Genomic DNA, 25241 nt, shown 5'->3' with positions numbered 1-25241 from the left:
TCGCAGATCCAGTGTGGGAGCTAGCCTGCTAGCGATGGCAACACCACTCATCTCAAGCCTTAACACTAAAGTAAGCCCGTCTGCGCTACCATGCTTGGCCGGACGCGGCAGCCTGCTGCGCGCAGGAGTCAGCATGGCCCACCCGTTTGCAACCCTCACCCCCGACCTCGTGCTCGATGCCGTTGAAAGCATCGGCTTTCTCAGCGACGCGCGCATCCTGGCGCTCAACAGCTACGAAAACCGCGTCTATCAGGTTGGCATCGAAGACTCCGAACCGCTGATCGCCAAGTTCTACCGCCCGCAGCGCTGGACCAACGAAGCGATTCTCGAAGAACACCAGTTCACCTTCGAACTCGCCGAGTGCGACGTGCCGGTGGTGGCGCCGATGATTCACAACGGCGCCAGCCTGCACGAACACAACGGTTTCCGTTTCACCCTGTTCCCCCGCCGTGGCGGCCGTGCGCCGGAGCCGGGCAATCTTGATCAGCTGTATCGCCTCGGCCAATTGCTGGGGCGCCTGCATGCCGTCGGTGCGACCAAACCGTTCGAACACCGTGAAGCCTTGGGCGTGAAGAACTTTGGTCACGATTCGCTGAACACCTTGCTCGAAGGCAACTTCATCCCGAAAAGCCTGCTGCCGGCCTACGAGTCCGTGGCCCGCGACCTGCTCAAGCGCGTGGAAGACGTTTACGACGTCACGCCGCACCAGAACATCCGCATGCACGGCGATTGCCACCCCGGCAACATGATGTGCCGCGACGAGATGTTCCATATCGTCGACCTGGATGACTGCCGCATGGGCCCGGCGGTGCAGGACATCTGGATGATGCTCGCCGGTGACCGTCAGGAATGTCTGGGGCAGTTGTCGGAATTGATGGACGGCTACAACGAGTTTCACGACTTCAACCCGCGAGAATTGGCGCTGATCGAACCGCTGCGCGCGTTGCGCCTGATGCATTACAGCGCCTGGCTGGCACGCCGTTGGGATGACCCGGCGTTCCCGCACAGTTTCCCGTGGTTCGGGACGGAGCGGTATTGGGGCGATCAAGTGTTGGCGTTGCGTGAGCAATTAGCGGCGCTCAACGAAGAACCCTTGAAGCTCTTCTGACCCCTGTAGGAGCCGGCTTGCCGGCGATGGCATCGACGCGGTCACTCTGAATGACAGCGGTGATGCCATCGCCAGCAAGCCAGCTCCTACAAAACTCCTGACACATCTATACAATCCCCACTTTGTTAGCTGCCTAAGCAAGGATTCTGCATGCAAGCTGCCAACCCGCGTCGCGGGTACATCCTGGGCCTCACTGCCTACATCATCTGGGGACTTTTCCCCATCTACTTCAAAGCCATCGCCGCGGTGCCCGCCGTGGAGATCATCATCCACCGCGTGCTCTGGTCTGCACTGTTCGGCGCGTTGCTGCTGATGGTGTGGAAGCATCCGGGCTGGTGGCGCGAGTTGCGTGACAACCCGAAACGGCTGGCGATCCTCGCCCTGAGCGGCACGCTGATCGCGGCCAACTGGCTGACGTATGTCTGGTCGGTGAACAACGGGCGCATGCTCGAAGCCAGTCTCGGTTACTACATCAACCCGCTGGTGAACGTGTTGTTGGGAATGTTGATCCTTGGCGAACGTTTGCGACGCATGCAGTGGATCGCAGTGGGGCTGGCGGCAGTTGGCGTCGCGCAACAGGTATGGCAAGTCGGCAGTCTGCCGTGGGTGTCGCTGGTGCTGGCGTTGACGTTCGGTTTCTACGGTTTGATCCGCAAGCAAGCGCCGGTCAAAGCGCTACCGGGTCTGGTGGTGGAGACCTGGATGCTGGTGCCGATTGCCATTGCCTGGCTGCTATTCAATCAGACGGCCCTAAGCGCCCAGCCCGAGTTCTGGACTACGTCCCAAGCCTGGTGGCTGGTCGCCGCCGGTCCGGTAACGCTGGTGCCGTTGGTATGTTTCAACGCTGCCGCACGGCATTTGCCCTACACGACATTAGGATTTCTCCAGTACCTGGCACCGACATTGGTGCTGTTGCAAGCCGTCCTGCTGTTTGGCGAGCACCTATCGTCCAGCACACTGGTCGCGTTCATCTTTATCTGGGCGGGTCTGGCGGTTTACAGCGTCGACGCGTGGATAAGTCTGCGCCGCCGCAGCTGATCAAAAATCGTACGAACCTCTACAGGCCACGCCTCTCGTGGCCTGCATCGATCCTTCCCAAGGTTATCCACAGCGTGATCCCCGGCGTTTGTGCGCAACTTGTTGAAACTGATGGTTTTTTGATCAGATCTTGAAGAAGCCCGGCCGGCGTGGGCTGGCGGGCTGTCTCTACAGGTTATCCACAGGCAGGTGCACGTATAACTTGGATAACCCTGTCAGGGGTCACTGCGCAACACCAATTCCACCATCAAATCGTCCGCCAGGGTTTCCAGGCGCGACTGCAGCACGTCGAGCGAGAGGGTCAGCGGCACGGCGAGAATCGCTTCGGCGTGGAACAACGGCTCGCTGCTCATCGGCGCCGGACGCACTTCCGTCACCAGTCGTTCCAGATTGACCCCCTGCTCACTCAACAGACGCGTGATGTCGCGCACAATGCCCGGACGATCATTGCCGACCAATTCCATGGCAATCGGTTTCCAGGTGCAGGATTGCTCGATGCCGCTTTCAGCGATCAGCACACGAATGCCGTGGGCGGACAACGCTTGTAAGGCATCGACCAATTCGTCGTAGGCCTCAGCCGGCACGCCCACCCGAAGAATCCCGGCAAACTGCCCGGCCATGCGTGACATGCGGCTCTCCAGCCAATTGCCGCCGTGCTCGGCAATGCATTGGGCGATGCGCTCGACCTGCCCAGGCTTGTCCGGTGCGAAAACTGTAAGTACGAGGTGGTCCATGGCGCAGCCCTCTTTTGTTATAGAAAAAGAAGTATAGGCAAGGGGCAATTCTGTGTGGAATCGTCGGACGCCATCGCTGGCAAGCCAGCTCCTACAGGGTCTTGCGCAAACCTTGTAGGCGCTGGCTTGCCAGCGATCCGGAGCACCACCGATCTGAAGCGAACAACAAATCGTGTACAACTTCTTATATTTAACTGGAACAATCTCATACTTTTTTGAGAACATCCCCATCCCCGACGTGACTGCAATGCGTCACGGGGTCGCAGAACGACGTAATTAGTCTAATTTTCACAACCGCAACTCATCATGTAGTATGCCGCAGCGCGCACTACATAACGTTGGATCGATGTCTGCCACAGGCGCGGTCGCAGCCCTGAAAGCCCTATCAGCAAGGCCTCAAAGCCGTTGATCGGTTCCATCCCAGCCGCCCGAAATGGCATGTACTGGTGGAAGGGGTTTGTGGTTTAAATAGCCCGAGGCTTCATTGTTAATTTGAAGAGCTGAAAAGCGAAATAGCTGAGCAGAGTGAGGCAAGCAATGACTGAACACGTTCAAGTCGGTGGCCTGCAGGTCGCCAAAGTCCTGTTCGACTTCGTGAACAACGAAGCCATTCCCGGAACCGGCCTCACCGCCGACCAATTCTGGGCCGGTGCCGACAAGGTCATCCACGACCTGGCGCCGAAGAACAAAGCCCTACTCGCCAAACGCGATGATTTCCAGGCTCGTATCGACGGCTGGCACCAATCCCGTGCCGGTCAGGCGCACGACGCTGTGGCTTATAAGGCCTTCTTGCAAGACATCGGTTATCTGCTGCCAGAAGCGGCCGATTTCCAGGCAACGACGCAAAACGTCGATGACGAAATCGCCCGCATGGCCGGCCCGCAGCTCGTGGTGCCGGTGATGAATGCGCGTTTCGCGCTTAATGCTTCGAACGCCCGCTGGGGTTCGCTGTACGACGCGCTCTACGGCACCGACGCGATCAGCGAAGCTGACGGCGCGGAAAAAGGCAAAGGCTACAACAAGGTTCGCGGCGACAAGGTGATTGCCTTCGCCCGCGCCTTCCTCGACGAAGCCGCGCCATTGGCTGCCGGCTCCCACGTCGACTCCACCAGCTACAAAATCGTTGACGGCAAACTGGTGGTCGCCCTCAAAGGTGGCAGCAACAGCGGCCTGCGTAACGACGCTCAGTTGATCGGTTTCCACGGCGATGCTGCGGCACCGACCGCGATCCTGCTGAAAAACAACGGCCTGCACTTCGAAATCCAGGTCGACGCCAGCACCCCGGTCGGCCAGACCGACGCTGCCGGCGTCAAAGACATTCTGATGGAAGCCGCACTTACCACCATCATGGACTGCGAAGACTCCGTCGCCGCTGTCGATGCCGATGACAAAGTGGTGATCTACCGCAACTGGCTCGGCCTGATGAAGGGCGACCTGTCGGAAGAAGTCTCCAAGGGCGGCAAGACCTTTACCCGCACCATGAACGCTGACCGCACTTACACCGGCGTCGATGGCAAGGAACTGAGCCTGCACGGTCGTTCGCTGTTGTTCGTGCGCAACGTGGGTCACCTGATGACCATCGACGCGATCCTCGACAAAGACGGCAACGAAGTACCGGAAGGCATTCTTGACGGTTTGCTGACCAGCCTCGCGGCGATCCACAGCCTCAACGGCACCAGCTCGCGCAAGAACAGCCGAACTGGCTCGGTCTACATCGTGAAGCCGAAGATGCACGGCCCGGAAGAAGCTGCGTTCACCAACGAGTTGTTCGGTCGCATCGAAGAGGTGCTGGGCTTGCCGCGCAACACCCTGAAAGTCGGGATCATGGACGAGGAGCGCCGCACCACGGTCAACCTCAAGGCCTGCATCAAGGCCGCCAGCGAGCGCGTGGTGTTCATCAACACCGGTTTCCTCGACCGCACGGGCGATGAAATCCACACCTCCATGGAGGCCGGCCCAATGGTGCGCAAGGCCGACATGAAGGCTGAAAAGTGGATTGGCGCCTACGAGAACTGGAACGTCGATATCGGTTTGAGCACCGGCCTGCAAGGTCGTGCGCAAATCGGTAAGGGCATGTGGGCGATGCCCGACCTGATGGCGGCGATGCTGGAACAGAAAATCGCTCACCCGATGGCCGGTGCCAATACCGCTTGGGTTCCTTCGCCGACCGCCGCTGCGCTGCACGCGCTGCACTACCACAAGGTCGACGTGTTCGCCCGTCAGGCTGAACTGGCCAAACGTGCGCGCGCCTCGGTGGACGACATCCTGACCATCCCGCTGGCGGTAAACCCGCAGTGGACCGCCGAACAGATCAAGAACGAACTGGACAACAACGCCCAGGGCATTCTCGGATACGTGGTGCGCTGGATCGACCAGGGTGTTGGTTGCTCGAAAGTGCCGGACATCAACGACATCGGCCTGATGGAAGACCGTGCCACGCTGCGGATTTCCAGCCAGCACATCGCCAACTGGTTGCGCCACGGTATCGTCACCGAAGCGCAAGTGATGGAAAGCCTCAAGCGCATGGCGCCGGTGGTTGACCGTCAGAATGCCAATGACGCGCTGTACCGTCCGCTGGCACCAGACTTCGACAGCAACATCGCCTTCCAGGCGGCGGTCGAACTGGTGGTTGAAGGCACCCAACAGCCGAACGGCTACACCGAGCCGGTTCTGCACCGTCGTCGTCGCGAGTTCAAGGCTGCCAATGGCCTGTAACTGAGCGTTTGCGCTGGACAAAAAAAGGCCCTGATCTTCGGATCAGGGCCTTTTTTGTTCACTTGAAATCGGCGGTGCTGCCTTCGCGGGCAAGCCACGCTCCCACAGGGTTTTATATCGAATGGAAATTCTGTATACGACACAAAACCCTGTGGGAGCTGGCTTGCCAGCGAAGGCGTTCGAACAGGCAATCTATAACCTGGATCAGGGCTCCATCCCCAACTCACGTTTGACCAGCCCCAGCAGTTTCACGGTATCAACCGGCTTGAGCAGAAAGTCCACCACGCTCAAATGCATGGCCGCGATGGCGTCCTTCACGTCGGCATCGCCGGAAACGATGATGATCGGCATCGCTGCCCGAACCGACTCACGCACCTGGCGGATCAACTCCAGGCCATCGACATGCCCCATCCTCAGATCCGTAATCACCAGGCCGATCGAGGGTTTCTCTTCCAGCATCTTGAGCGCGGTTTCGCCGCTGGCGGCGGTCAGGCAGCGGATCCCATCCAGCCCCAGAATTTCCGAGAGCAGCTCCCGGGCGTCCTTGTCATCATCGACGATCAGCACGCGCTGCGGCGGCAAGTCGGGTTCCAGCATGATGGCACTCAGCGCCTCGCGCTCGGCGTCACTCAAAATATCGTGGTCGGACATGGCTTACTCTACGTTTTCATTTCTTTTCCCTAGCACATCCGTCAGACATCGCTAAGTGGCGCAACAATGTGCACTTCGTCGGATTTATTTCCTATAGGGGAAAGGATAGGTTCTTCCCAAGTTTGCGTAGGGTATTTCCGAAATTTCATCTCCGGCAGGGCCGACCTAGACTTACGTCCAATGGGCACCCTGCGCGCAGGGGCCGACCATGACTGAGTCATCCGACAACAACAATTCATAAAAAGACTGCGGTAATGGTTATGAGTAAAGCGGACGCCTTCACACAGGCAGGAAAAACCGCGGTGTTGCAGAACATCCAGGGCACTTTGCAATTCCTTCAGCGCTTCCCGCCCTTCAATCAGATGGAACACGCTCACCTGGCGTACCTGGTTGAACAATGTCAGCTACGTTTTTATGGCCCAGGCGAGAGCATCATCAAACCCGCCGATGGCCCGGTTGAGCATTTCTACATCGTCAAACAGGGCCGGGTCGTGGGAGAACGTCCCCACACGGCCAAGGGCGGCACGGAAACCACCTTCGAAATCACCACCGGCGAGTGTTTCCCCCTCGCCGCGCTGCTGGGTGAGCGTGCGACGCGCACCGAACACCTGGCCGCCGAAGACACGTTTTGCCTACAACTGAACAAACTGGCGTTCATCAAACTGTTCGCACTTTCCAACGCGTTTCGCGACTTTGCCCTACGCGGTGTGAGCAGTTTGCTGGATCAGGTCAACCAGCAAGTCCAGCAAAAAGCCGTGGAAACCCTCGGCACCCAATACTCGCTGAATACCCGTTTGGGCGAATTGGCCATGCGTCACCCGGTGACCTGCAGCCCGATCACGCCGCTGCGTGAAGCCGTAACCCTGATGCACGAGCAGCAGGTCGGCAGCATTGTGGTGGTCGATGAACACAAGGCGCCGCTGGGTATTTTCACCCTGCGCGACCTGCGCCACGTGGTGGCCGAAGGCACCAACGACTTCAACGAAGCCATCGAACGGCACATGACCCAGGCGCCGTTTTTCCTGTCGCCGGACCACAGCGCCTTCGATGCGGCGATTGCCATGACCGAGCGGCACATCGCCCACGTTTGCCTGGTCAAGGATCAGCGCCTGTGTGGCGTGGTCTCGGAACGTGACCTGTTTTCCCTGCAACGGGTCGACCTGGTGCACCTGGCGCGGACCATCCGCAGCGCCCAGAAGGTGGAAAACCTGGTGGCAATGCGCGGCGAGATCGGCCAATTGGTCGAGCGCATGTTGGCCCACGGCGCGTCGTCGACCCAGATCACCCACATCATCACCCTGCTCAACGATCACACCGTGTGCCGGGTGATCGAACTGACCCTGGCTGAGAAAGGCGACCCCGGTGTGCCCTTCAGCTGGTTGTGTTTCGGCAGCGAAGGTCGCCGCGAACAGACGCTGCACACCGATCAGGACAACGGCATTCTGTTCGAGGCGCGGGACGCGGCGCACGCCGCCGAGCTTCGCGGCAAGTTGCTGCCCATCGCTCAACAGATCAACCAGAGCCTGGCGCTCTGCGGTTTCACCTTGTGCAAGGGCAACATCATGGCCGGCAACCCCGAGCTGTGTTTGTCCCGGGCCGAATGGGCGCGGCGTTTTGCGGCGTTTATTCGCGAGGCGACGCCGGAAAACCTGCTGGGTTCGAGCATCTATTTCGACCTGCGCGTGGTCTGGGGCGACGAACAAAGCTGCGAGCAGTTGCGTCGGGGGATTCTTGATCAGGTCGCCGACAACCGGCTGTTCCAGCGAATGATGGCCGAGAACGCCTTGCGCAACCGTCCACCCGTAGGACGTTTCCGCGAGTTTGTGCTGGCGCGCAAGAACGGTGAGAAGGCCACGCTGGACCTGAAAGTCCAGGGCCTGACCCCGTTTGTCGACGGCGCCCGCCTGTTGGCGCTGGCCCACGGCATCGAGGCGAACAATACGCTGGAGCGCTTTCGCCAACTGGTCGAGAAAGAAGTCATCGAACGACTGGACGGTGCGGCGTACGAAGAGGCGTATCACTTCATCCAGCAAACCCGCATGCAGCAACATCAGCTACAGACCCGGGAGAATTTGCCCTACTCCAACCGGGTCGATCCCGACAGCCTTAATCATCTGGACCGACGCATCCTGCGTGAATCCTTGCGCCAGGCCCAACGCCTGCAAAGCAGCCTGTCCCTGCGGTATCAGCTATGAGCCTGTTTTCATGGCTGCGCCCGGCGGCGCCGATGCTGTCCGGGGAATTGCAACAGCGTCTGCAACGCTTGCCGGCGGGTGCCGAACTCAGGGAATGCAGCCTGCGCGAACAGCGCTGGGTGGTGCTGGACCTGGAAACCACCGGGCTGAACCTGAACAAGGATCGGGTGCTGTCCATCGGCGCGGTGGTGATTGAGGACGGGGCGATCGACTTCAGTCAGCAGTTCGAACGCACGCTGCAATGCGCTGACATGAAATTGGCGCCGAGCGTGTTGATTCACGGTTTGGGCCCGAGCGCGATTGCGGCCGGCAGCGATCCGGCGCAGGCCTTGGTCGAGTTCATGGAGTTTGTCGGCGACAGTCCGCTGCTGGCGTTTCATGCGCCGTTTGATCAGCACATGCTCGGCCGCGCACTGAAAGATCATCTGGGCTACAAGTTGCAGCATCCGTTTCTGGATGTGGCGGATATCGCGCCCCTGCTCTGCCCTCAGGCGCACATTCGCGAGGCGGGGCTGGATGAGTGGATCGACTGGTTCAAGCTGGAGGTGTTCGAGCGTCACAACGCCAGTGCCGACGCGCTGGCGACTGCCGAGCTCGCGCTGATCCTGTTCAGCCGTGCGCGCCAGCAACAGATTGATAGCCCATTGAATCTGCAGCAGCGGTTGAGCCAGTGGAAACGCAGGCAGCGAACGCCTTCCTTCTAAATTTGTTGCGCCTGTCCTGACGCCTTCGCGGGCAAGCCCGCTCCCACAGGTTTTGTCTCGCTCGCACATTGCTGAACGACCACAAAACCTGTGGGAGCGTGGCTTGCCCGCGATGAACGATGACTCGATCCCATTGAATACACGCCGTTAAACCCACCTGACCAGTGGCCAATTGCTTACCTCCCCCGCCTCTGCCACAATCGCGAACAATTCTCGTTACTTAACACTTCCCAATCGGTGATGCTGCGTGTCGTCAGTCCAAAGCCCCCACAGTGAGCTCGTCGGTGCGTTATATCGCGACCACCGCAGTTGGCTATTGGCCTGGCTTCGACGCAATATCGCCTGCCCGCAACGGGCCGAAGACCTGAGCCAGGACACCTTCGTGCGCTTGCTGGGCCGTGATCAACTGAATGAACCTCGCGAACCGCGGGCGTTTCTGGTGGCGATCGCCAAGGGCCTGCTGTTCGACTACTTCCGCCGCGCTGCGCTGGAACAGGCCTACCTCACCGAACTGATGCTGATCCCCGAAGGCGAGCAGCCGTCGGTGGAAGAGCAGCAGATGATCCTCGAAGACCTGAAAAACATCGACCGCCTGCTCGGCAAACTCTCGAGCAAGGCGCGGGCGGCGTTTCTCTATAACCGTCTGGACGGTCTCGGCCACGCGGAAATCGCCCAGCGTCTGGGCGTGTCGGTGCCACGGGTGCGTCAGTATCTGGCGCAGGGCATTCGTCAGTGCTACATCGCGCTGTACGGTGAGCCGGTGTGAGCCCGGTCAGTTCCAAACCGGTCTCGGCGCAGGTGCTGGACGCGGCGATTGCCTGGCAATTGTCACTGGATTCCGGCAACCCGGTGGAGCGCGAAGAGTTTGCCAAATGGCACGCCGCCCACGAAGAACACGCCCGCGCCTGGCGCCAGTTGGGCATGCTCGACCAACGTTTCAACGTGGCCAGCGGCCCGGCCCGCACCGCGTTGCTGCAATCACGCGAAAGCATTCGCCGACGAGTGCGCAAACTCGGCAGTGGCGTGGCCAGCATCGTTGCGGTGATTGGCCTGGCGCTGTTTGCCGGTGATCGTTATTTGCCGGTCGACTATTGGCTGGCGGACCAGCGCACCGCCACTGGCGAGCAACGCACCCTGCGCCTGAGCGACGGCACGCTGATCAACCTCAACACCCACAGCGCCGTGGATGTGCGTTTTGATGAGAAGCAGCGCCGGGTGATTCTTCAGGAAGGGGAAATCCTCGTCGAAACCGGCCACGGCGACGCTCGGCCGTTTATCGTCGAAACCCGCGAAGGCAGCATGCGTGCGCTGGGCACGCGGTTCCTGGTCAAGCGCGAGGAAGAAGGCACGCGCCTGAGCGTGTTGCAGTCGGCCGTGGCCGCCCACCCCGAGTCGAGCGCTGAAGAACAGATTCTGCGCGAAGGCCAACAAGTGCTGATGCGCAACAACGGCCTGGGCCCGATCATCGCGCTCAACCTCGGCGCCGATGCCTGGACACGCGGCATGCTGGTGGTGGACAACACGCGCCTGGAAGACCTGGTTCACGAGCTCGGTCGTTATCGGCGTGGGCATCTGGGCGTTACGCCCGAGATCGCCGACCTGCGCATCACCGGCAGCTTCCCGTTGCACGATACCGACCTGGCGTTGAGCGCCCTGCTGCCGACCTTGCCGGTGCAGATCGAGCAGCACACGCCATGGTGGGTGACGGTGGCGAAGGCGGATCCCAAGCCCTGAGCTGATGTTGTCTGAACGGACGCCTTCGCGGGCAAGTCGAAGAGGCCATCAGCCTCACCACAATTGTTGAATCGAAATTATTTTCATCCAGCCCTATCACTTTTGCATTCTCGTCCGGCACCTAGGCAATTGAGAAGTATTCCCTTTCAGGAGCCGCCGTATGTCCCGTTCGCTAGACACCTTGTTGCGCCCCAGTTTGCTGGCACTCGCCATCGCCCTTTGCACCCCTCTGGCCAGCAGCTCACTGATCGCCGCCGAGCAGACGTCCAGCGTTCGCGCTTACAACCTGCCGGCCGCGCCATTGGCCAGCACGTTGAACCAGATCGCCAGCCAGTCGGGTCTGGCACTGTCGCTGAATCCGTCGCTGGCAGCGGGCAAGACGTCGGCACCGGTCAATGGTCAGTTCGACGCGGCGGGTGCTTTGCGGGCAGCGTTGCGCGGCACCGGTCTGCAACTGGAACAGAGCAGCAGCGGCACCTACAGCCTGGCGGCCATGCCTGAAGGCGTGATGGCGCTGCCGGAAACCAGCGTAATCGGCGTAGAAAACACTGAAAACGCCTGGGGCCCGGTTGACGGTTACGTTGCCACTCGCACCGCTGCTGGCACCAAGACCGATACGCCGATCGTCGAAGCGCCCCGCTCGATGTCGGTGATCACCCGCGCCCAGATGGAAGATCGCGGCGTCCAGAATCTCGATGACGCCGTGCGTTACATGCCAGGGGTGATCGCCAGCAGTTATGGCAGCGACTCCCGCGCCGACTGGCTGCGCGTACGCGGCTTCGAGCCAACCCAGTTCCTCGACGGCCTGCCGTTGCCAAAAGGCTCCTACGCCAACCCGAAGGCGGAAACCTGGGATCTGGAACGCATCACGCTCCTGCGCGGCCCGGCCTCTTCGGTGTACGGCCAGACGCCACCGGGCGGCATGCTCGACATGGTCAGCCGCCGTCCCGATGCCATTGCCAGCCACGAAGTACGCGCCGAAGTCGGCAGCAACAATCGCAAGCAAATCAGCTTCGACAGCACCGGAAAAATCGATGATCAAGGCCAGTTCCTGTACCGCGTCGACGGCGTTGTCCGTGACAGCGGCATGCCGATCGACCACAGCGATGACAAGCGCTACAACCTCGCCCCGAGCCTGACCTGGAACATCGACGACGATACACACCTGACGTTCCTCTCGCAGTTCACCCGCGACGATACCGGGGTCAGCGGTCAGTTCCTGCCGCTGCAGGGCACCAAACTGGCGTCTCCGGCCGGGGCGAAAATTTCGCACCACAAAAACCTCGGCGATCCGGATTCCGATCACTACGACCGCACCTATTACGCATTGGGTTACGCCTTCGACCATCGCCTGAACGATGTCTGGCAGTTCAAGCAAAACCTGCGCTACACCAAAAGCGATTTGTCGTTCCAGCAAGCTTATGCGTCGTTCGGCGACGTCGTAGCGGCGGACGGCACCCTGCGCCGTCTGGTCGATCAGGTCGATGAGGACATCAGCCAGTTCGCCGTGGATAACAACTTCCAGGCTGACTTCCAGACCGGTGCGCTGAGCCATGTCGTGCTGCTGGGCCTTGACCACCAGCGGACCAACACCAATTACAAATGGCTCGAAGGCAACGCGCCGAACAGTAACGTGATCAACCCGATCCGTGGTGCGGACTTCTCCAACGTCGCGTACAACACCTTTTACGACTACAACCAGAAAACCAACCAGACCGGTCTCTACGCCCAGGACCAGATCTCTCTCGACAAATGGCGCCTGACCCTCGGCGGCCGTGAAGACTGGATTCACAGCTCGACGCAGTTCAATAACCAGGGCGATGCCACCAACACTCAGCGCGACAAGGCCTTCAGCGGTAACGCAGGCCTGAGTTACGTATTCGACTCGGGGATCACGCCGTACATCTCTTATACCGAGTCGTTCCAGCCTTCGATGGGCGCCGATGCCCGTTCGACCCAGTCGTTCAAACCAACCGAAGGCAAGCAGACCGAAGTCGGCGTGAAGTACCAGCCACCGGGCAGCCGCACCTTGCTGACCGCCGCCGCGTTCGACCTGCGCCAGCAGAACGTGTCGGTGTCGCAGAACAACGTCACCAGCCAGATCGGTGAATTGAAAGTGCGCGGTATCGAGCTTGAAGCCACGTCCGAAGTCACCGACAACCTGAAACTGGTGGGCTCCTACACCTACACCGATACCGAGATCCTCAAGGGCGACGACAAGGGCAACCGGATGAAACTGGTCCCGCGCAATCAGGCCTCTCTGTGGTCCGATTACACGTGGCACGCCGGTGCGCTCGACGGGTTTGGCGTGGGCGCGGGCGTGCGTTATGTCGGCGATACCTACGGCAACACCGCCAATACCAACAACGGTCACGTGGGTTCGTACACCGTGTACGACGCTGCCGTGCATTACGACCTGAGCCGTTTGAACCCGGTGCTGGCAGGCGTCTCGATTGACGTGACGGCGAAGAACCTGTTCAACAAGGACTACCTGTCGACCTGCGATGGCACCTGGTGCTACTACGGCGACGAGCGCAATGTCGTGGCGGCCGTGAACTACAAGTGGTAAGCCGCTGAGCGGGTTTCAGCCACACAAGGGTCACGGTACAGCTGTGGCCCTTTTGCATTTGGATGGGTCATGAAAAGCAAAACAATTCGCCGCTGGTCCTTCGTCCACACCTGGACCAGCCTGATCTGCACGGTCTTCCTGCTGATGCTGGCGCTGACCGGCTTGCCGTTGATCTTCCACCACGAAATCGACCACTTGCTGGGCGATGCCGCGGAGTTGAAGCAACTGCCGGCCGACACTCCGCGACTGGATTTGCAGCAGTTGGTACAGGCTGCGGAAAAACATCGGCCCGGCGAAGTCATGCAGTATTTCGGCTTCGACGAAGACGAACCGAACGCCGCCCTCGCGATCATGGCGGCCACCGCCGGCACCGAGCCGAATTCGTCGCACACCTTCATGCTCGACGCCCGCACCGGCGAAGCGCTGGAGATGCCGTCGGCCAACGGCGGTTTCATGATGGTCATGCTGCGCCTGCACGTGGACATGTTCGCCGGGCTGCCAGGCAAGTTGTTGCTGGCGTTCATGGGAATACTGTTTGTGCTGGCGATCGTGTCCGGGACGGTGCTGTACCTGCCGTTCATGCGTCGATTGAAATTCGCCACCGTGCGCCAGGACAAATCCACGCGCCTGCGCTGGCTCGATCTGCACAATCTGATTGGCGTAGTGACCCTGACCTGGGCGCTGGTGGTCGGCGTCACCGGCGTCATCAGTGCCTGCGCCGACCTGCTGATCGCCGCGTGGCGCAATGACAGCCTGAGCGCGATGGTCGCACCGTATCGCGATGCGCCAGCGCTGACGCAACTCGCGCCTGCGACCCGATTGCTCGAGATCGCCGAAGAAGTCGCGCCCGGCATGCAGCCAGACTTCATTGCCTTCCCTGGTACGCGGTTTTCCAGTGAGCATCACTACGCGGTGTTCATGAAGGGCAGCACGCACCTGACGTCGCACTTGCTGACGCCGGTGCTGATCGACGCGAGTACCCTGCAAGTCACCGCCGTGGCCGAACGGCCGTGGTACATGGACGCCATGGGCATGTCGCAGCCGCTGCACTTCGGCGATTACGGCGGCATGCCGATGAAAATCCTCTGGGCGATGCTGGATGTGCTGACCATCATCGTGCTCGGCAGCGGGGTTTATTTGTGGGTGGTACGGCGCAAAGCGGCCAGGCCTGTGCTGGAGCAAGCGGAGGCCAACGCATGAAGCCGCGGCAGTCGAACTTCTGGAAAGTCTTCGCCACGCCGACGGTCATTGCGCTGTTCAGCGCGGCGGGGTTGTTTGCCGCTCTATTGGGCGATGGCGTGTGGGATGCCTTGAGTTGGCTGGGTTTAGGCGTTCCCGCCGTGCTGGCCTTGCGCGGATTGCTACAGCGCCGTAAATCCCTGTAGGAGCATCTCTGGACCGCCAACAAAGCCACTTGAGCTGTCGGACCAACACGCTATGCTGCCGACACTGTCCACCGACCGAGACGCTGCCATGTCCGCCCCGAGCATGACCCTCTACCACAACCCGCTGTCACCTTTCGTTCGCAAAGTCATGGTGCTGCTGCACGAGACCGGTCAGCAAGACCGCGTTGCCCTGCAAAACTGCGTGCTCACGCCGCTCGCCCCGGACTTGCCCCTTATCAATGACAATCCACTGAGCAAGATCCCGGCCTTGCGCCTAGCCGATGGCAACGTCATTCACGACAGCCGGGTGATTCTCGACTACCTCGACCACCAACACGTCGGCAACCCGCTGATTCCACGCGCAGGCTCGGCCCGCTGGCGGCGTCTGACCCTGGCCTCCCTGGCCGACGGGATCATGGACGCTGCAGTGCTGACGCGCTATGAAGTCGCCTTGCGCGCCCCGGAAAAACATTGGGACGAATGGCTCGACGGCCAGCGCGACAAGATCCGCCGCGCCTTGGCGCTGCTTGAAGCGGATGCGATTGCCGAGCTGACCAGCCATTTCGATGTCGCGGCGATCAGTGTGGCGTGTGCGTTGGGTTACCTCGACCTGCGCCATCCGGATCTGCAATGGCGCGAGGTCAATCCGAAGTTGGCGGACTGGTATTTTGAGGTGAGCCAGCGGCCTTCGATGGTGGCGACGATGCCTAAGGTCTAGTTTTTCGCTGACTGTCAGGGCCTCTTCGTCGCAGGGCCGCCCGGAGCGAGCTTGCTCCGGGCGGCCCTGCGACGAATGCACCGCACCGGATCAACCGGAAACAACCCGAAAATCAGCGTCGCCAACCCCTCCCCCACCCGCTGATCCTCGCGCAAACCCAACGACCGGCTCATTTCACCACCCCGATATCAAACTCCAGCGGCTTGGCTGCCTTCTGCCCGATCCCGTACCAGTCCAGTTTGCGGGTCAGCACCATGAACACGCCCAGCAACCCGAACAGCAGCAACGAACCCATCAACAGCGCGTAATCCTCGGCACTCAACAAGCCATAGAGCAAGCCATACAGCGCCGCCAGTCCTGCCGAAAAACTCAAACCGTGACGCACACTGCGCAGCACGTGACAGACATAAAAACCAATCAGCAACACGCAACCGCTCGCCGACAACAGATACGCCAGGGCAAAACCGATGTGCTCGGACAACGACAGCAACAACAGGTAGAAAAACGCCAGCGCCACGCCCACCAACGCGTATTGCACCGGGTGCACCGCCAGGCTTTTCAGGACTTCGAAAAGGAAGAAACCGGCGAAGGTCAGGACGATGAACAGCAGCGCGTATTTGATCGCGCGGTCGCTTTTCAGGTACTGGTCCACCGGGTCGATGAAGCTCACGCCAAAGCTGCGGCCGCTGAACGCTTCACAATCGCCGCCGGACACGCAACTGCTCAGCGCTTCTTGCAGGTTGGTGGAGAAAAACGAAGTCTGCCAATTCGCGGTGAAGCCCTGATCGGAGACTTCGCGCTGGGCCGGCAGGTAGTTGCCGATGAAGCTCGGATGCGGCCAGTTAGCGGCCAGCGAGACTTTGCTGGTCTTGCCCACCGGGAGGATTTGCAGTTGGCCGGTGCCTTGCAAACGCAGGTCGAAACCGAAAGCCAGCTCCGTGGCTTGCAGGGTGTTCAGTGCTGGTAGCGTCACGTGCACGCCCTCGCCCAGCCAGCCCACCTGGCTGCCCGGCACGAAGTCCAGGCGCAGGTCATTGACTTCCAGTTTCAACGCATTCTCGATGCCGCGAATGTCGCTGATGCCGACCGCGAGGAACGGCTGATCGAACTGGTAATCAGCGAAGTTTTCCTTGATGCCCAATTGCGCCGGGATCGAAAAGTGTCCGCTGATGCGGTTGTCAGCGTGGAACAGCCGCGCCTCGTAAATGCCCCGCGCACGCAGCTCGGTCTGAACCTGCCCGTCGAGTTCGAAACGCTCCGGCAGGAAATATAAACGGCCGCGTTCTTCACCGATCTCCTGGTAACGCTCGTTGGTTTTTTCGTTGAGTTTCCAGCTGCGCACCACTTTGCGATATGGCACCACCATCAGCGGTCCGCTCAATCGCTGGCTGTAGCTGGAACTGCGCGCGATGTCTTCGAGCACACCGTCGCGCAGTTGTTGTCTGTCCTGGATCACGCCGTTGATCATCAGCAACGGGATCAGCAACAGCAGCATCAGTAGGGCGATGGCCCCGAGTTTAATGGTCAGATTTCGGTTCATGGGACTCTCCCTGTTTGGATGGGGAGAGTCTGGGATCGGAGTGTGTGGGGTTTATGGAGGGAATATGGAGAGTGTGTGGAGACTGGGCCGGCCCCATCGTCGGAACGCCGGCGATTGGCCGCGACTCGGTTCTAAGGCAGGCGCAGAGTCACTTCAACCCCACCCTCGACATTGTCGATGTTCAATGTCCCGCCATGTAACTTGACCACTTCTTCCACGAAGTTAAGCCCCAACCCAGTGCTCTTGCGCCCGCTGTCCGGACGCGGCAAGGAATAGAAGCGCTCACTCAATCGCGGCAACGCGTAGTCGGGAATGGCCTCGGCCTGGTTGAACAGTTTGAATTCAATCTGCTCCCCAATCGGCTTCGCGCTGAATCGCAGCGCGCCATTCGCCGGCGTAAAATCCAACGCATTTTCCAGCAGATTGCCCAGTGCCTGACGCAACAAAAACGGCTCGCCAGTGATCGCCAGATCCGCTGGAATCGCCTGATCCACGCATAACCGTTTACCTTCGATTCGCGCGGCCTGCGCATTCAGCAGTTCATCCACCAAACCCGCCAACGACACAGCCACCCTCTCTTCCAGCCCTTGGCGCTGTTCAACCTGCGCCAGGTTCAGCAGCCGCTCGATCAACTGCTGCATGCGCACGCTTTCGCTATCGATGTTGCTGACGAATCGCTGCCGTTGATCCAGCGGCATCTCCCCTTGCAGCAACTCCGCCGCGCCGCGAATCGCCGCCAACGGGCTCTTCAATTCATGAGTCAATGTGTGCACATAACGCTCGACGTACGCCTTGCCTTCGAGCTGGGTGCGCATCTGCTCCACCGCTGTTGCCAGTTGCTCCAGTTCGCCGCCGCGATAATGCGGGACCTCGACCCGCCGGCCTTCACTCACGGCTTTCGCGTAAGCGGTCAAGCGCCGCAGCGCCGCGCTCAACCACCACGACAACAGCGCGCCAAACAGCAGACCGAGGCCGATCAGCCCGGCGCCATAAGCGAGCAATCGCCGCTCTGTACGATCCACATACGGTTGCAATGAGCTGTTGGGCTTGGCCACGGTGACCACGCCGATGATCTGGCCGTTGTCGCGAATCGGTGCACCGACGTGCATCACGGAAGAGCCGGGATCATTCGGATCGCTGCGACTGGAACGGGCGCCGTACTCGCCCCGTAAAGTCAGTAACACGTCGTTCCAACGCGAATAATCCTGACCGACAGCCGCGCCACTGGAGTCCAGTACCACGATGCCTTTGGCGTCCGTCACGTAGATGCGATGGTTGACCTGATTTTTCGGCAGCCCCCAGATGCTCGCTTTCGGTTGCCGCTCGCCATAGGCCTTGAGCAGTTCGGGCCAGCGGTTCTGGTTGAGGGTGCCGGCCTTGAAATCGTCGCGCAGGATCTCGGCCATCAGGTTGGCAGTGTCGACCAGGGTTTCTTCGGTGGACTGGCGCACGCCGGGGCGGATTTCTTCCATCACGGTGCTGAGCACGAAATAGCCGGTCAGGCCGATGAACAGCACATAGACCAGGAAAATCCGAATCCCCAATGGCATCAGCTGTGCCCCGGACTGTAGCTGTAACCGAGGCCGCGATGGGTCTGGATTGGTTCGGCATCAGCCTTCACCAGGCGCAATTTGGCGCGCACGCTCTTGATGTGGCTGTCGATGCTGCGCTCGTACCCGGCGTCGGCGGGGACGCCCAGCGCATCCAGCAACTGCTCGCGGCTGAAGACGCGTTCGGGTTGTTCCAACAGGCATTGCAGCAGATGGAATTCGTGGCGGGTGAGGCTCAGCGACTGGTTTCGATAGCTGATCTGTACCCGTTCACTGTCGATACGAAACAGCGCAGATCCGACGTCAGCCACTGCACGCGGCGCCATGCGTTTGAGGATGGCCCGGACCCGCGCGGCCACTTCCCGTGGGCTGAACGGCTTGACTACATAATCATCGGCACCGATTTCCAGGCCCACGACGCGATCGATTTCCGCATCGCGGGCACTGAGGAAGATCACCGGCACTTCGCTGAAACGCCGCAATTGCTTGCAGGTTTCGAAGCCGCTGATGTCCGGCAGGCCGATGTCGAGAATGATCAGGTCGGCCGGGGTCTGGCGCTGATGTTCCAGCGCAGCGGCGCCAAGGCTCAGCCACGTCGTGGTGAACCCTTCGCCCTGCAAGGCGAAAATCAGGGTGTCGGCAATCGCCGCTTCGTCTTCGACAATCAGGATGTGAGGCATGGCGTCCGAGCCCGGCAGTTAAGTGGGCGAACGGTGCCCCAAGCCTCACGTCGCGTCAATGAGACCACTTGAAATCAGCAGTCGGGTTTGTCGGCCGTAAAACGTCGCGCCGGGTTCACGGCGGCGCCGAATTCACGCAGGGCTTTGGCGCCGATCAGCAGCGGGTAGTTGAAGCTGCTGCGGTCGGTCAGGTTGACCTCGACCGTGCGCTTGACGTTGCCCAGGCACAGTTCCAGATCGACCACTGGCCGCTTGGTGGGCGCCGCGGCATCTTCATCCTCGTCTTCTTCGGAGCGGGTCTTGATCTTGCTGATCCGCGCGACTTTGTGCTCGTAGACCTTGTTGCTCGCGTCTTTGGTGGCGAGGCGGAAACGCACCCACTCATCGCCATCGCGGGTGAAGGTTTCGATGTCCTTGGCCGACAGCGATGCGGTCAGGGCACCGGTGTCCATTTTGGCCTTGAGGACTTCACCGCCGATTTCCGGCAGCGCAATGTATTCGTAGCGCCCGTACAGGGTCGGCTCGGCAGCCAGGACCGGCAGGGCCACAAGGGAAAGCAGTGCGAGGAGGGATTTCACGTAAGGGGCATCCTGGGAAAGTGGGCAGCGGAATTTTAGACCGTCAGTGAGCAATTCGTTCGTTCTTGAGATCTTTCGCGAGCAAGCCCGCTCCCACAGGGTTTTGTGTCGCATCGCAATTCTGTGAGCGATACAAAAACCTGTGGGAGCGTGGCTTGCCCGCGAAGAGGCCAGTACAGTCACTGGAGCAATTTGATCTGAATGGCATCGAAATATACCGAGACATAGGTGAAACATTCGTCACCCCCGATTTGGCCTGTCGCCCGAAGCTGCTTATCATGGCGCGCCCAAACGCTTTCAAGAGTTACTTATGCGCCGCCTGCTCACCGGCTGTTTCGTTACCCTGCTGCTGTTGCTCAATACCCTGGTCCTCTTCGGGCCGCTGATGCTGTTTGCGCTGCTCAAACTGGTCCTGCCCGGGCGCTTGCGCGATCACGCCTCGAACGCGGTGATGTGGATCGCCTAAACCTGGGCCGAGATCGACAAGCTGACTTTCCGTCTGTGCATCCCCACGCAATGGGACATTCGCGGCGGCGCTGACCTGCGGGTCGACACCTCGTACCTGGTGATCAGCAACCATCAATCCTGGGTCGATATCCCCGCGCTGATCCAGACGCTCAACCGGCGCACGCCGTTCTTCAAATTCTTCCTCAAGAAAGAACTGATCTGGGTGCCGTTCCTGGGCCTGGCGTGGTGGGCGCTGGATTACCCGTTCATGAAACGCTACACCAAGGCATTCCTGGCAAAGCATCCTGAGTTGGCCGGCAGGGACCTGGAGATCACTAAAGCGGCGTGCGAGTTGTACAAGCGTCAGCCGGTGACGGTGGTCAATTACCTGGAAGGCACACGCTTTACCGCCGCGAAACGTGCCCGGCAGCAATCACCCTTCACCCACCTGCTCAGGCCCAAGGCTGGCGGCGTGGCGTTTGTACTGGCGGCAATGGGCGAACAACTGGATGCCATCCTCGATGTGACGGTGGTGTATCCGCAGCAAACGATTCCGGGGTTCTGGGATTTGCTCAGCGGTAACGTGCCGAGGGTCATCATCGACATCAAGACCCGCGAACTCGACCCCGCGCTGTGGCAGGGCGACTACGAGAATGATCCGGTATTTCGCGAAACGGTCCAGAACTGGGTCAACCAGCTCTGGATCGAGAAGGACCGGCGCATCGACGCGTTGCGCGCCGAGCACCGCTGAATCAGGTACCAGTGCCTGCGCCCCAGATCCCGCCCAGGCTTGTCAGCAGTGACCCACCGACGCCCTGCTGACCGAAAAATTGCAGAAGCACGGGGGCAAACAGGCCGATCATGCCCGTGTCCATGCCCAATGCGTTGAACGCACTGCCCAGGTCGTTGGCGTTATTCACGTTGCCCAAGACGTTGTCCAGACCTGCCGCTTTGCCGGACGAGCCAAGCAAGCCGCTGAGGACGCCCAGTTCACCGCCACCCGACAGTAAGTCGATTCCGGGCACGCTTTTGGCCAATTCCGAGTAGTCGGTCGAACTCAATTGATTCTTCGCCAGACCGAGCATCGCCCCGGCACCGCCAATGGCTTGTTGTGGCGTCACGTTCAATTGGCTAAGCGCACTCAGCAGACCGGCCGTCTGCGAGGTCGGCGCGGCTACGGCGGCGTCATCGTCCTGCGTGCCGGAGATGGCATTGGCCGCATCGAACAGGCTGAACTGAGCAAAGACCGGACTGGCCGCCAGACACATCAGCGAAGCCAGTGCAAAACCGCGTGAAATCTTCATCCAGACATCCTCATGTGCCATGAAAACCGCCCGGCAATGGGCGGCGAAAAATCCTGTTTTGGACTGGCGTCCAAGGGGATTGTTCCCAGCCTTGGCGAGCCCCTGACGAACAGTCGAAAAACAATTTACCGACGCTGCATCCAGTCCCGCCCCGCCTGCGTATATCAAGCACGGACAGACACTCTTGGCCGATTCCCTTCACGAGGATCATCACCATGAAATGCACTTCGATCAAAACGCCGTTGATTGCCAGCCTGGTGACCCTGGCCCTTGGCGGCGGATTCGCCATGAACACCGTACAAGCAGCAGACACAAGCCAAGCGGTCATCGTCGGCGGCCAGAGCATGATGCCGAGCAAGGACATCATCGATAACGCGGTGAACTCCGCCGACCACACCACCCTCGTCGCCGCCGTGAAAGCCGCTGGCCTAGTCGACACTCTCAAGGGCAAAGGCCCGTTCACCGTGTTCGCCCCGGTCAACTCGGCCTTCGCTGCGCTGCCAGAAGGTACTGTCGATACCCTGCTCAAACCCGCCAACAAGGCGACCCTGACTCACGTCCTCACCTACCACGTGGTCGCCGGGAAACTCGACATGATGACCCTGGCCGAGAAGATCAAGGCCGGTGGCGGCAAAGCCGAACTGACCACCGTAGCCGGCGGCAAGCTGTGGGCGATGATGAACGGCCCGCACAACATCACGATCAAGGATGAAAAAGGTGACGTCGCTGACATCACCACCTATGACGTGTACCAGTCCAACGGTGTCATTCAGGTCATCGACAAAGTACTGATGCCGAAAAGCTGAAGGATGCCGCCGACCCTGCGCATCGGGGTCGGCGGTTTTCCGAGGTGACCGCCCATGAATGGAACAACTGCGCACCGTGAACTAACCTCTGCCTGCAACCGGCACCTCACACAGCCCGCCTCGATTGCCTGGAGAACTGCTATTCCCACCGCCGACGCCGATCAGCTCAGGCAGCTTCTGGCCCAGTGTTCACTGGGTGACCGCCGCGCTTTCGAGACGCTTTACCGCAGCGTCGGCCCACGGCTGCATGGCGTAGCGCTGCGTTTCATGGGGCGACCAGATCTGGCTGAAGAAGTGCTGCAGGAAAGCTTCGTACGCATCTGGAACAACGCCTCGCGCTATGAGGCGCATTTGTCGGCGCCGCTGACCTGGATGATCAACATCACCCGTCATCAGGCCATCGATCAGTTGCGCAAACACCGCGACCGGCCGTTAAGCGACCTTGAAGAACAGGCGCTGGTGGATGAAAGCCCATCGGCCCACGAACAGCTCAGCAGTGCCCGTGAGGCCAACGCCTTGAACCGCTGCCTGGAAGGCCTTGAAGGTATGCAGCGTCAAGCGATTACCGTGGCTTACTTTCAAGGATTGTCCTGCTCTGAGCTCGCCGAACACCTGGCTGCGCCGTTGGGCTCGGTGAAATCCTGGATCCGCCGTGGCATGGAGCGCCTGCGCAGGTGCCTTGAATCATGAACTATCAAACCCCGACCTTGCGCCGCGCCCTCGCCGCCGATTACGCCATTGGCTTGATGCCTTTTGCTGCTCGTCGGCGTTTCGAACAGTTGTTGCTGGAAGACGCGGCGCTTCGTGCTGAATTGGCTCACTGGCAAGAAAGCCTCGCGAGCCTGACCGAAGCGCTGTCCGAGCAACCGGTGCCGGAACGAGTGTGGCGGGGAATTAAGGCGCGGATTGAGCCGCAAGTACTGCACATGCCGGAAAAACGTCGGTTCTGGAGTTGGTTGCGAGTGACGGCGGCGGTTTGCTCGCTGGTGATCGCCGTGACGTTGGGCGTGATTTATAACCGCGACAGCGCGCGTTACAGCGCCACGCTGCTGACGGCCGACGCGCAGCCTGCGCTGAAGGTTGAAGCGCATGAGGATTATTTGAACGTTGAAGCGCTGACGCTGGCAGCGGTTGATCCGGGGCGAAGTCTGGAGTTGTGGGCGATTCCGGCGGATGGCAAGCCGATTTCCCTTGGGGTGATTCCGGTGGGCGGCAAGGGTCGGGTCGAGCTGAGCGATGCGCAGAAGGCGTTGATCGGCAAGCCGATTGCATTGGCGGTGAGTCTTGAACCGAAGGGGGGTTCGCCAACTGGCCAACCAACCGGACCGGTTCTCTATCAAGGTGCGCTGGCGGCGCTTTGAGCCCACACCGCACCCTGCAGGAGCTGGCTTGCTGGCGGTGGCGGTGGCGGTGGCGGTGGCGGTGGCGGTGAATCTGGCGCACAGAGTTGTCTGCATCGCCCGCAAACCGGCGCCTACAGAGAAGCATGTTTGGCGTTGGAACCCGAAAACAGGAATGCGTGTTCGGCGCAGGCACCCTAAAAAACGGCGACCCGAGGGTCGCCGTTTTGTTGTGCGTGAAGCCTTACGCCGCGCTGAACAGCTTGTGCGGATCGATCACAAACTTCTTCGGTACGCCCGCATCGAACTCGCCATAACCACGCGGTGCGTCATCCAGGCTGATGACTTCCACGCCGACGATGTCAGCAATGTGAATGCGATCCCACATGATCGCCTGCATCAACTGGCGGTTGTACTTCATCACAGGCGTCTGGCCGGTGTGGAAGCTGTGGGATTTGGCCCAGCCCAGACCGAAGCGAATGCTCAGGCTGCCCATTTTTGCGGCGGCATCCACGGCACCTGGATCTTCCGTCACGTAGAGGCCAGGGATACCGATTTTGCCGGCCACCCGAACCACGCCCATCAGCGAGTTGAGCACGGTGGCCGGAGCCTCGTGTTTCACGCCGTCATGGCCGTGACCGCGTGCTTCGAAGCCTACGGCGTCGACGGCGCAATCCACTTCAGGTTCGCCCAGCAGCGCGGCGATTTGTTCGTGCAGCGGGGTGTCCAGGGACAGGTCGGCAATTTCGAAACCCTGCGCCTTGGCATGTGCCAGGCGAACGGTGTTGACGTCACCGATGATCACCACTGCCGCGCCCAGCAGGCGAGCGGAAGCAGCAGCGGCCAGACCGACCGGGCCGGCGCCGGCGATGTACACGGTGCTGCCGGGGCCAACGCCGGCGGTCACTGCGCCGTGGTAACCGGTCGGCAGGATGTCGGAGAGGCAAGTCAGGTCGCGGATTTTCTCCATCGCGCGATCACGGTCCGGCAGTTTCAGCAGGTTGAAGTCGGCGTACGGCACCATCGCGTACTCAGCCTGGCCGCCGGTCCAGTCGCCCATGTCGACATAACCGTAAGCACCGCCCGGACGGGCCGGGTTCACGCTGAGGCAGACACCAGTGTGCATTTCCTTGCAGGAGCGGCAGCGCCCGCACGCCACGTTAAACGGTACGGACACCAGGTCGCCAATCTGCAGGTTCTCGACGTCGCTGCCCTTCTCGATCACTTCACCGGTAATCTCGTGCCCCAGGACCAGGCCGGTTTGGGCGGTGGTACGACCGCGCACCATGTGCTGATCGGAACCACAGATGTTGGTGGAAACCACACGCAGGATGACAGCGTGGTTAATCTTCCTGCCGCGCGGGTCCTGCATTTTCGGATAGTCGATTTTCTGTATTTCGACTTTGCCATTGCCGAGATACACCACACCACGATTGCCAGACATG

Annotated in this window: 22 protein-coding genes and 1 pseudogene; 15 read left to right on the top strand and 8 right to left on the bottom strand. The window is 60.5% G+C overall.

The features are described from left to right. Window positions 1–133 precede the first annotated feature (133 nt). Together ACI77H_RS03095 and rarD are read left to right on the top strand one after the other, a co-directional pair. Entirely contained in the window at window positions 134–1108 is a 975-nt protein-coding gene (locus ACI77H_RS03095) for a serine/threonine protein kinase (RefSeq protein WP_407010309.1), read from the top strand. Window positions 1109–1258: 150 nt separating this feature from the next. After that, window positions 1259–2146 (top strand): EamA family transporter RarD, encoded by an 888-nt coding sequence (gene rarD / locus ACI77H_RS03090; RefSeq protein ID WP_407010308.1) that lies wholly within the window; start codon window positions 1259–1261, stop codon window positions 2144–2146. A gap of 215 nt (window positions 2147–2361) precedes the next feature. On the opposite strand, the gene ACI77H_RS03085 is transcribed toward rarD, so the two are convergent. Continuing rightward, on the bottom strand, window positions 2362–2880 hold the full coding sequence (locus ACI77H_RS03085; RefSeq protein ID WP_064680143.1) for a glycine cleavage system protein R: 519 nt from the start codon (window positions 2878–2880) through the stop codon (window positions 2362–2364). A 537-nt stretch (window positions 2881–3417) separates the two neighbouring features. On the opposite strand from ACI77H_RS03085, the gene ACI77H_RS03080 reads away from it, so the two are divergent. Continuing rightward, window positions 3418–5595: a malate synthase G gene (locus ACI77H_RS03080; protein ID WP_407010307.1), complete on the top strand. Its 2178-nt coding sequence runs from the start codon at window positions 3418–3420 to the stop codon at window positions 5593–5595. A gap of 204 nt (window positions 5596–5799) precedes the next feature. Here the strand turns inward: ACI77H_RS03080 and ACI77H_RS03075 are convergent, their stop codons facing one another. Then, window positions 5800–6246, bottom strand: coding sequence for a response regulator (locus ACI77H_RS03075; protein WP_407010306.1), 447 nt, complete (start codon window positions 6244–6246; stop codon window positions 5800–5802). A gap of 254 nt (window positions 6247–6500) precedes the next feature. On the opposite strand from ACI77H_RS03075, the gene ACI77H_RS03070 reads away from it, so the two are divergent. From ACI77H_RS03070 to ACI77H_RS03035, 8 genes are all read left to right on the top strand, one after another. Next, the gene (locus ACI77H_RS03070) at window positions 6501–8441 is read left to right on the top strand and encodes a putative nucleotidyltransferase substrate binding domain-containing protein (RefSeq protein ID WP_407010305.1); all 1941 of its coding nucleotides are present in this window, start codon (window positions 6501–6503) and stop codon (window positions 8439–8441) included. Then, on the top strand, window positions 8438–9145 hold the full coding sequence (locus ACI77H_RS03065; protein WP_407010304.1) for a PolC-type DNA polymerase III: 708 nt from the start codon (window positions 8438–8440) through the stop codon (window positions 9143–9145). Before ACI77H_RS03070 ends, ACI77H_RS03065 begins: the two co-directional genes overlap by 4 nt. A 247-nt stretch (window positions 9146–9392) precedes the next feature. Continuing rightward, window positions 9393–9911 (top strand): RNA polymerase sigma factor, encoded by a 519-nt coding sequence (locus ACI77H_RS03060; RefSeq protein WP_150633716.1) that lies wholly within the window; start codon window positions 9393–9395, stop codon window positions 9909–9911. Continuing rightward, entirely contained in the window at window positions 9908–10879 is a 972-nt protein-coding gene (locus ACI77H_RS03055) for a FecR domain-containing protein (protein ID WP_407010303.1), read from the top strand. The genes ACI77H_RS03060 and ACI77H_RS03055 overlap by 4 nt, the downstream gene beginning before the upstream one ends. Window positions 10880–11039: 160 nt before the next feature. Next, the gene (locus ACI77H_RS03050) at window positions 11040–13448 is read left to right on the top strand and encodes a TonB-dependent siderophore receptor (protein WP_407010302.1); all 2409 of its coding nucleotides are present in this window, start codon (window positions 11040–11042) and stop codon (window positions 13446–13448) included. Between the two features lie 69 nt (window positions 13449–13517). After that, window positions 13518–14648 (top strand): PepSY-associated TM helix domain-containing protein, encoded by a 1131-nt coding sequence (locus tag ACI77H_RS03045; protein WP_407010300.1) that lies wholly within the window; start codon window positions 13518–13520, stop codon window positions 14646–14648. Further along, window positions 14645–14833, top strand: coding sequence for a hypothetical protein (locus ACI77H_RS03040; RefSeq protein WP_407010298.1), 189 nt, complete (start codon window positions 14645–14647; stop codon window positions 14831–14833). The genes ACI77H_RS03045 and ACI77H_RS03040 overlap by 4 nt, the downstream gene beginning before the upstream one ends. An 88-nt stretch (window positions 14834–14921) precedes the next feature. Next, the gene (locus ACI77H_RS03035; RefSeq protein WP_407010296.1) at window positions 14922–15551 is read left to right on the top strand and encodes a glutathione S-transferase family protein; all 630 of its coding nucleotides are present in this window, start codon (window positions 14922–14924) and stop codon (window positions 15549–15551) included. Between the two features lie 169 nt (window positions 15552–15720). Here the strand turns inward: ACI77H_RS03035 and creD are convergent, their stop codons facing one another. The 4 genes from creD to ACI77H_RS03015 all read right to left on the bottom strand — a co-directional run bounded on the left by creD (window position 15721) and on the right by ACI77H_RS03015 (window position 19899). Further along, window positions 15721–17091, bottom strand: a complete 1371-nt coding sequence (creD, locus tag ACI77H_RS03030) for a cell envelope integrity protein CreD (protein WP_407010295.1) — start codon at window positions 17089–17091, stop codon at window positions 15721–15723. A gap of 131 nt (window positions 17092–17222) precedes the next feature. Next, window positions 17223–18641 carry a two-component system sensor histidine kinase CreC gene (gene creC / locus ACI77H_RS03025; RefSeq protein ID WP_407010293.1) on the bottom strand — a complete coding sequence of 473 codons (1419 nt, stop codon included), beginning with the start codon at window positions 18639–18641 and terminating at the stop codon, window positions 17223–17225. Continuing rightward, on the bottom strand, window positions 18641–19321 hold the full coding sequence (creB, locus tag ACI77H_RS03020) for a two-component system response regulator CreB (protein WP_407010291.1): 681 nt from the start codon (window positions 19319–19321) through the stop codon (window positions 18641–18643). The genes creC and creB overlap by 1 nt, the downstream gene beginning before the upstream one ends. Before the next feature lie 74 nt (window positions 19322–19395). After that, a complete protein-coding gene (locus ACI77H_RS03015) occupies window positions 19396–19899 on the bottom strand; it encodes an ATP-dependent zinc protease (RefSeq protein WP_017341175.1) in 504 nt (167 codons plus the stop codon). Window positions 19900–20209: 310 nt separating this feature from the next. Between ACI77H_RS03015 and ACI77H_RS03010 the strand changes: the two are divergent. After that, window positions 20210–21097 (top strand): annotated as a pseudogene (locus tag ACI77H_RS03010) (acyltransferase). A gap of 1 nt (window position 21098) precedes the next feature. Here the strand turns inward: ACI77H_RS03010 and ACI77H_RS03005 are convergent. Then, complete coding sequence (locus ACI77H_RS03005; RefSeq protein ID WP_407010290.1) at window positions 21099–21650, bottom strand: DUF2780 domain-containing protein; 552 nt, start codon at window positions 21648–21650, stop codon at window positions 21099–21101. Between the two features lie 215 nt (window positions 21651–21865). Between ACI77H_RS03005 and ACI77H_RS03000 the strand changes: the two genes are divergently transcribed. The 3 genes from ACI77H_RS03000 to ACI77H_RS02990 are packed head-to-tail and all read left to right on the top strand — an operon-like array spanning window position 21866 to window position 23817. Continuing rightward, window positions 21866–22456 carry a fasciclin domain-containing protein gene (locus tag ACI77H_RS03000; RefSeq protein ID WP_407010289.1) on the top strand — a complete coding sequence of 197 codons (591 nt, stop codon included), beginning with the start codon at window positions 21866–21868 and terminating at the stop codon, window positions 22454–22456. Window positions 22457–22510: 54 nt separating this feature from the next. Next, the gene (locus tag ACI77H_RS02995) at window positions 22511–23146 is read left to right on the top strand and encodes a sigma-70 family RNA polymerase sigma factor (protein ID WP_407010288.1); all 636 of its coding nucleotides are present in this window, start codon (window positions 22511–22513) and stop codon (window positions 23144–23146) included. Next, window positions 23143–23817, top strand: coding sequence for an anti-sigma factor domain-containing protein (locus ACI77H_RS02990; protein ID WP_407010287.1), 675 nt, complete (start codon window positions 23143–23145; stop codon window positions 23815–23817). Before ACI77H_RS02995 ends, ACI77H_RS02990 begins: the two co-directional genes overlap by 4 nt. 223 nt (window positions 23818–24040) lie before the next feature. Here the strand turns inward: ACI77H_RS02990 and fdhA are convergent, their stop codons facing one another. Continuing rightward, on the bottom strand, window positions 24041–25240 hold the full coding sequence (gene fdhA, locus ACI77H_RS02985) for a formaldehyde dehydrogenase, glutathione-independent (protein WP_007947729.1): 1200 nt from the start codon (window positions 25238–25240) through the stop codon (window positions 24041–24043). Window position 25241: the final 1 nt, after the last annotated feature.

It is taken from the genome of Pseudomonas sp. O230, from assembly GCF_045447035.1.
In the GTDB taxonomy this organism is placed as follows: domain Bacteria; phylum Pseudomonadota; class Gammaproteobacteria; order Pseudomonadales; family Pseudomonadaceae; genus Aquipseudomonas.
Note: the sequence above shows the minus strand (reverse complement) of the source record. Positions and strands in the feature narration are given on the sequence as shown.

Excerpts from the sequence above, each read along its gene's own strand:
- ACI77H_RS03095 (WP_407010309.1), top strand. The coding sequence starts at position 134 with ATGGCCCACCCGTTTGCAACCCTCACCCCCGACCTCGTGCTCGATGCC.
- rarD (WP_407010308.1), top strand. The coding sequence starts at position 1,259 with ATGCAAGCTGCCAACCCGCGTCGCGGGTACATCCTGGGCCTCACTGCC.
- creC (WP_407010293.1), bottom strand. The coding sequence starts at position 18,641 with ATGCCATTGGGGATTCGGATTTTCCTGGTCTATGTGCTGTTCATCGGC.
- creB (WP_407010291.1), bottom strand. The coding sequence starts at position 19,321 with ATGCCTCACATCCTGATTGTCGAAGACGAAGCGGCGATTGCCGACACC.
- ACI77H_RS03080 (WP_407010307.1), top strand. The coding sequence starts at position 3,418 with ATGACTGAACACGTTCAAGTCGGTGGCCTGCAGGTCGCCAAAGTCCTG.
- ACI77H_RS03040 (WP_407010298.1), top strand. The coding sequence starts at position 14,645 with ATGAAGCCGCGGCAGTCGAACTTCTGGAAAGTCTTCGCCACGCCGACG.
- ACI77H_RS03085 (WP_064680143.1), bottom strand. The coding sequence starts at position 2,880 with ATGGACCACCTCGTACTTACAGTTTTCGCACCGGACAAGCCTGGGCAG.
- fdhA (WP_007947729.1), bottom strand. The coding sequence starts at position 25,240 with ATGTCTGGCAATCGTGGTGTGGTGTATCTCGGCAATGGCAAAGTCGAA.
- ACI77H_RS03035 (WP_407010296.1), top strand. The coding sequence starts at position 14,922 with ATGTCCGCCCCGAGCATGACCCTCTACCACAACCCGCTGTCACCTTTC.
- ACI77H_RS03075 (WP_407010306.1), bottom strand. The coding sequence starts at position 6,246 with ATGTCCGACCACGATATTTTGAGTGACGCCGAGCGCGAGGCGCTGAGT.
- creD (WP_407010295.1), bottom strand. The coding sequence starts at position 17,091 with ATGAACCGAAATCTGACCATTAAACTCGGGGCCATCGCCCTACTGATG.
- ACI77H_RS03005 (WP_407010290.1), bottom strand. The coding sequence starts at position 21,650 with ATGAAGATTTCACGCGGTTTTGCACTGGCTTCGCTGATGTGTCTGGCG.
- ACI77H_RS02990 (WP_407010287.1), top strand. The coding sequence starts at position 23,143 with ATGAACTATCAAACCCCGACCTTGCGCCGCGCCCTCGCCGCCGATTAC.
- ACI77H_RS03070 (WP_407010305.1), top strand. The coding sequence starts at position 6,501 with ATGGTTATGAGTAAAGCGGACGCCTTCACACAGGCAGGAAAAACCGCG.
- ACI77H_RS03045 (WP_407010300.1), top strand. The coding sequence starts at position 13,518 with ATGAAAAGCAAAACAATTCGCCGCTGGTCCTTCGTCCACACCTGGACC.
- ACI77H_RS02995 (WP_407010288.1), top strand. The coding sequence starts at position 22,511 with ATGAATGGAACAACTGCGCACCGTGAACTAACCTCTGCCTGCAACCGG.
- ACI77H_RS03000 (WP_407010289.1), top strand. The coding sequence starts at position 21,866 with ATGAAATGCACTTCGATCAAAACGCCGTTGATTGCCAGCCTGGTGACC.
- ACI77H_RS03050 (WP_407010302.1), top strand. The coding sequence starts at position 11,040 with ATGTCCCGTTCGCTAGACACCTTGTTGCGCCCCAGTTTGCTGGCACTC.
- ACI77H_RS03065 (WP_407010304.1), top strand. The coding sequence starts at position 8,438 with ATGAGCCTGTTTTCATGGCTGCGCCCGGCGGCGCCGATGCTGTCCGGG.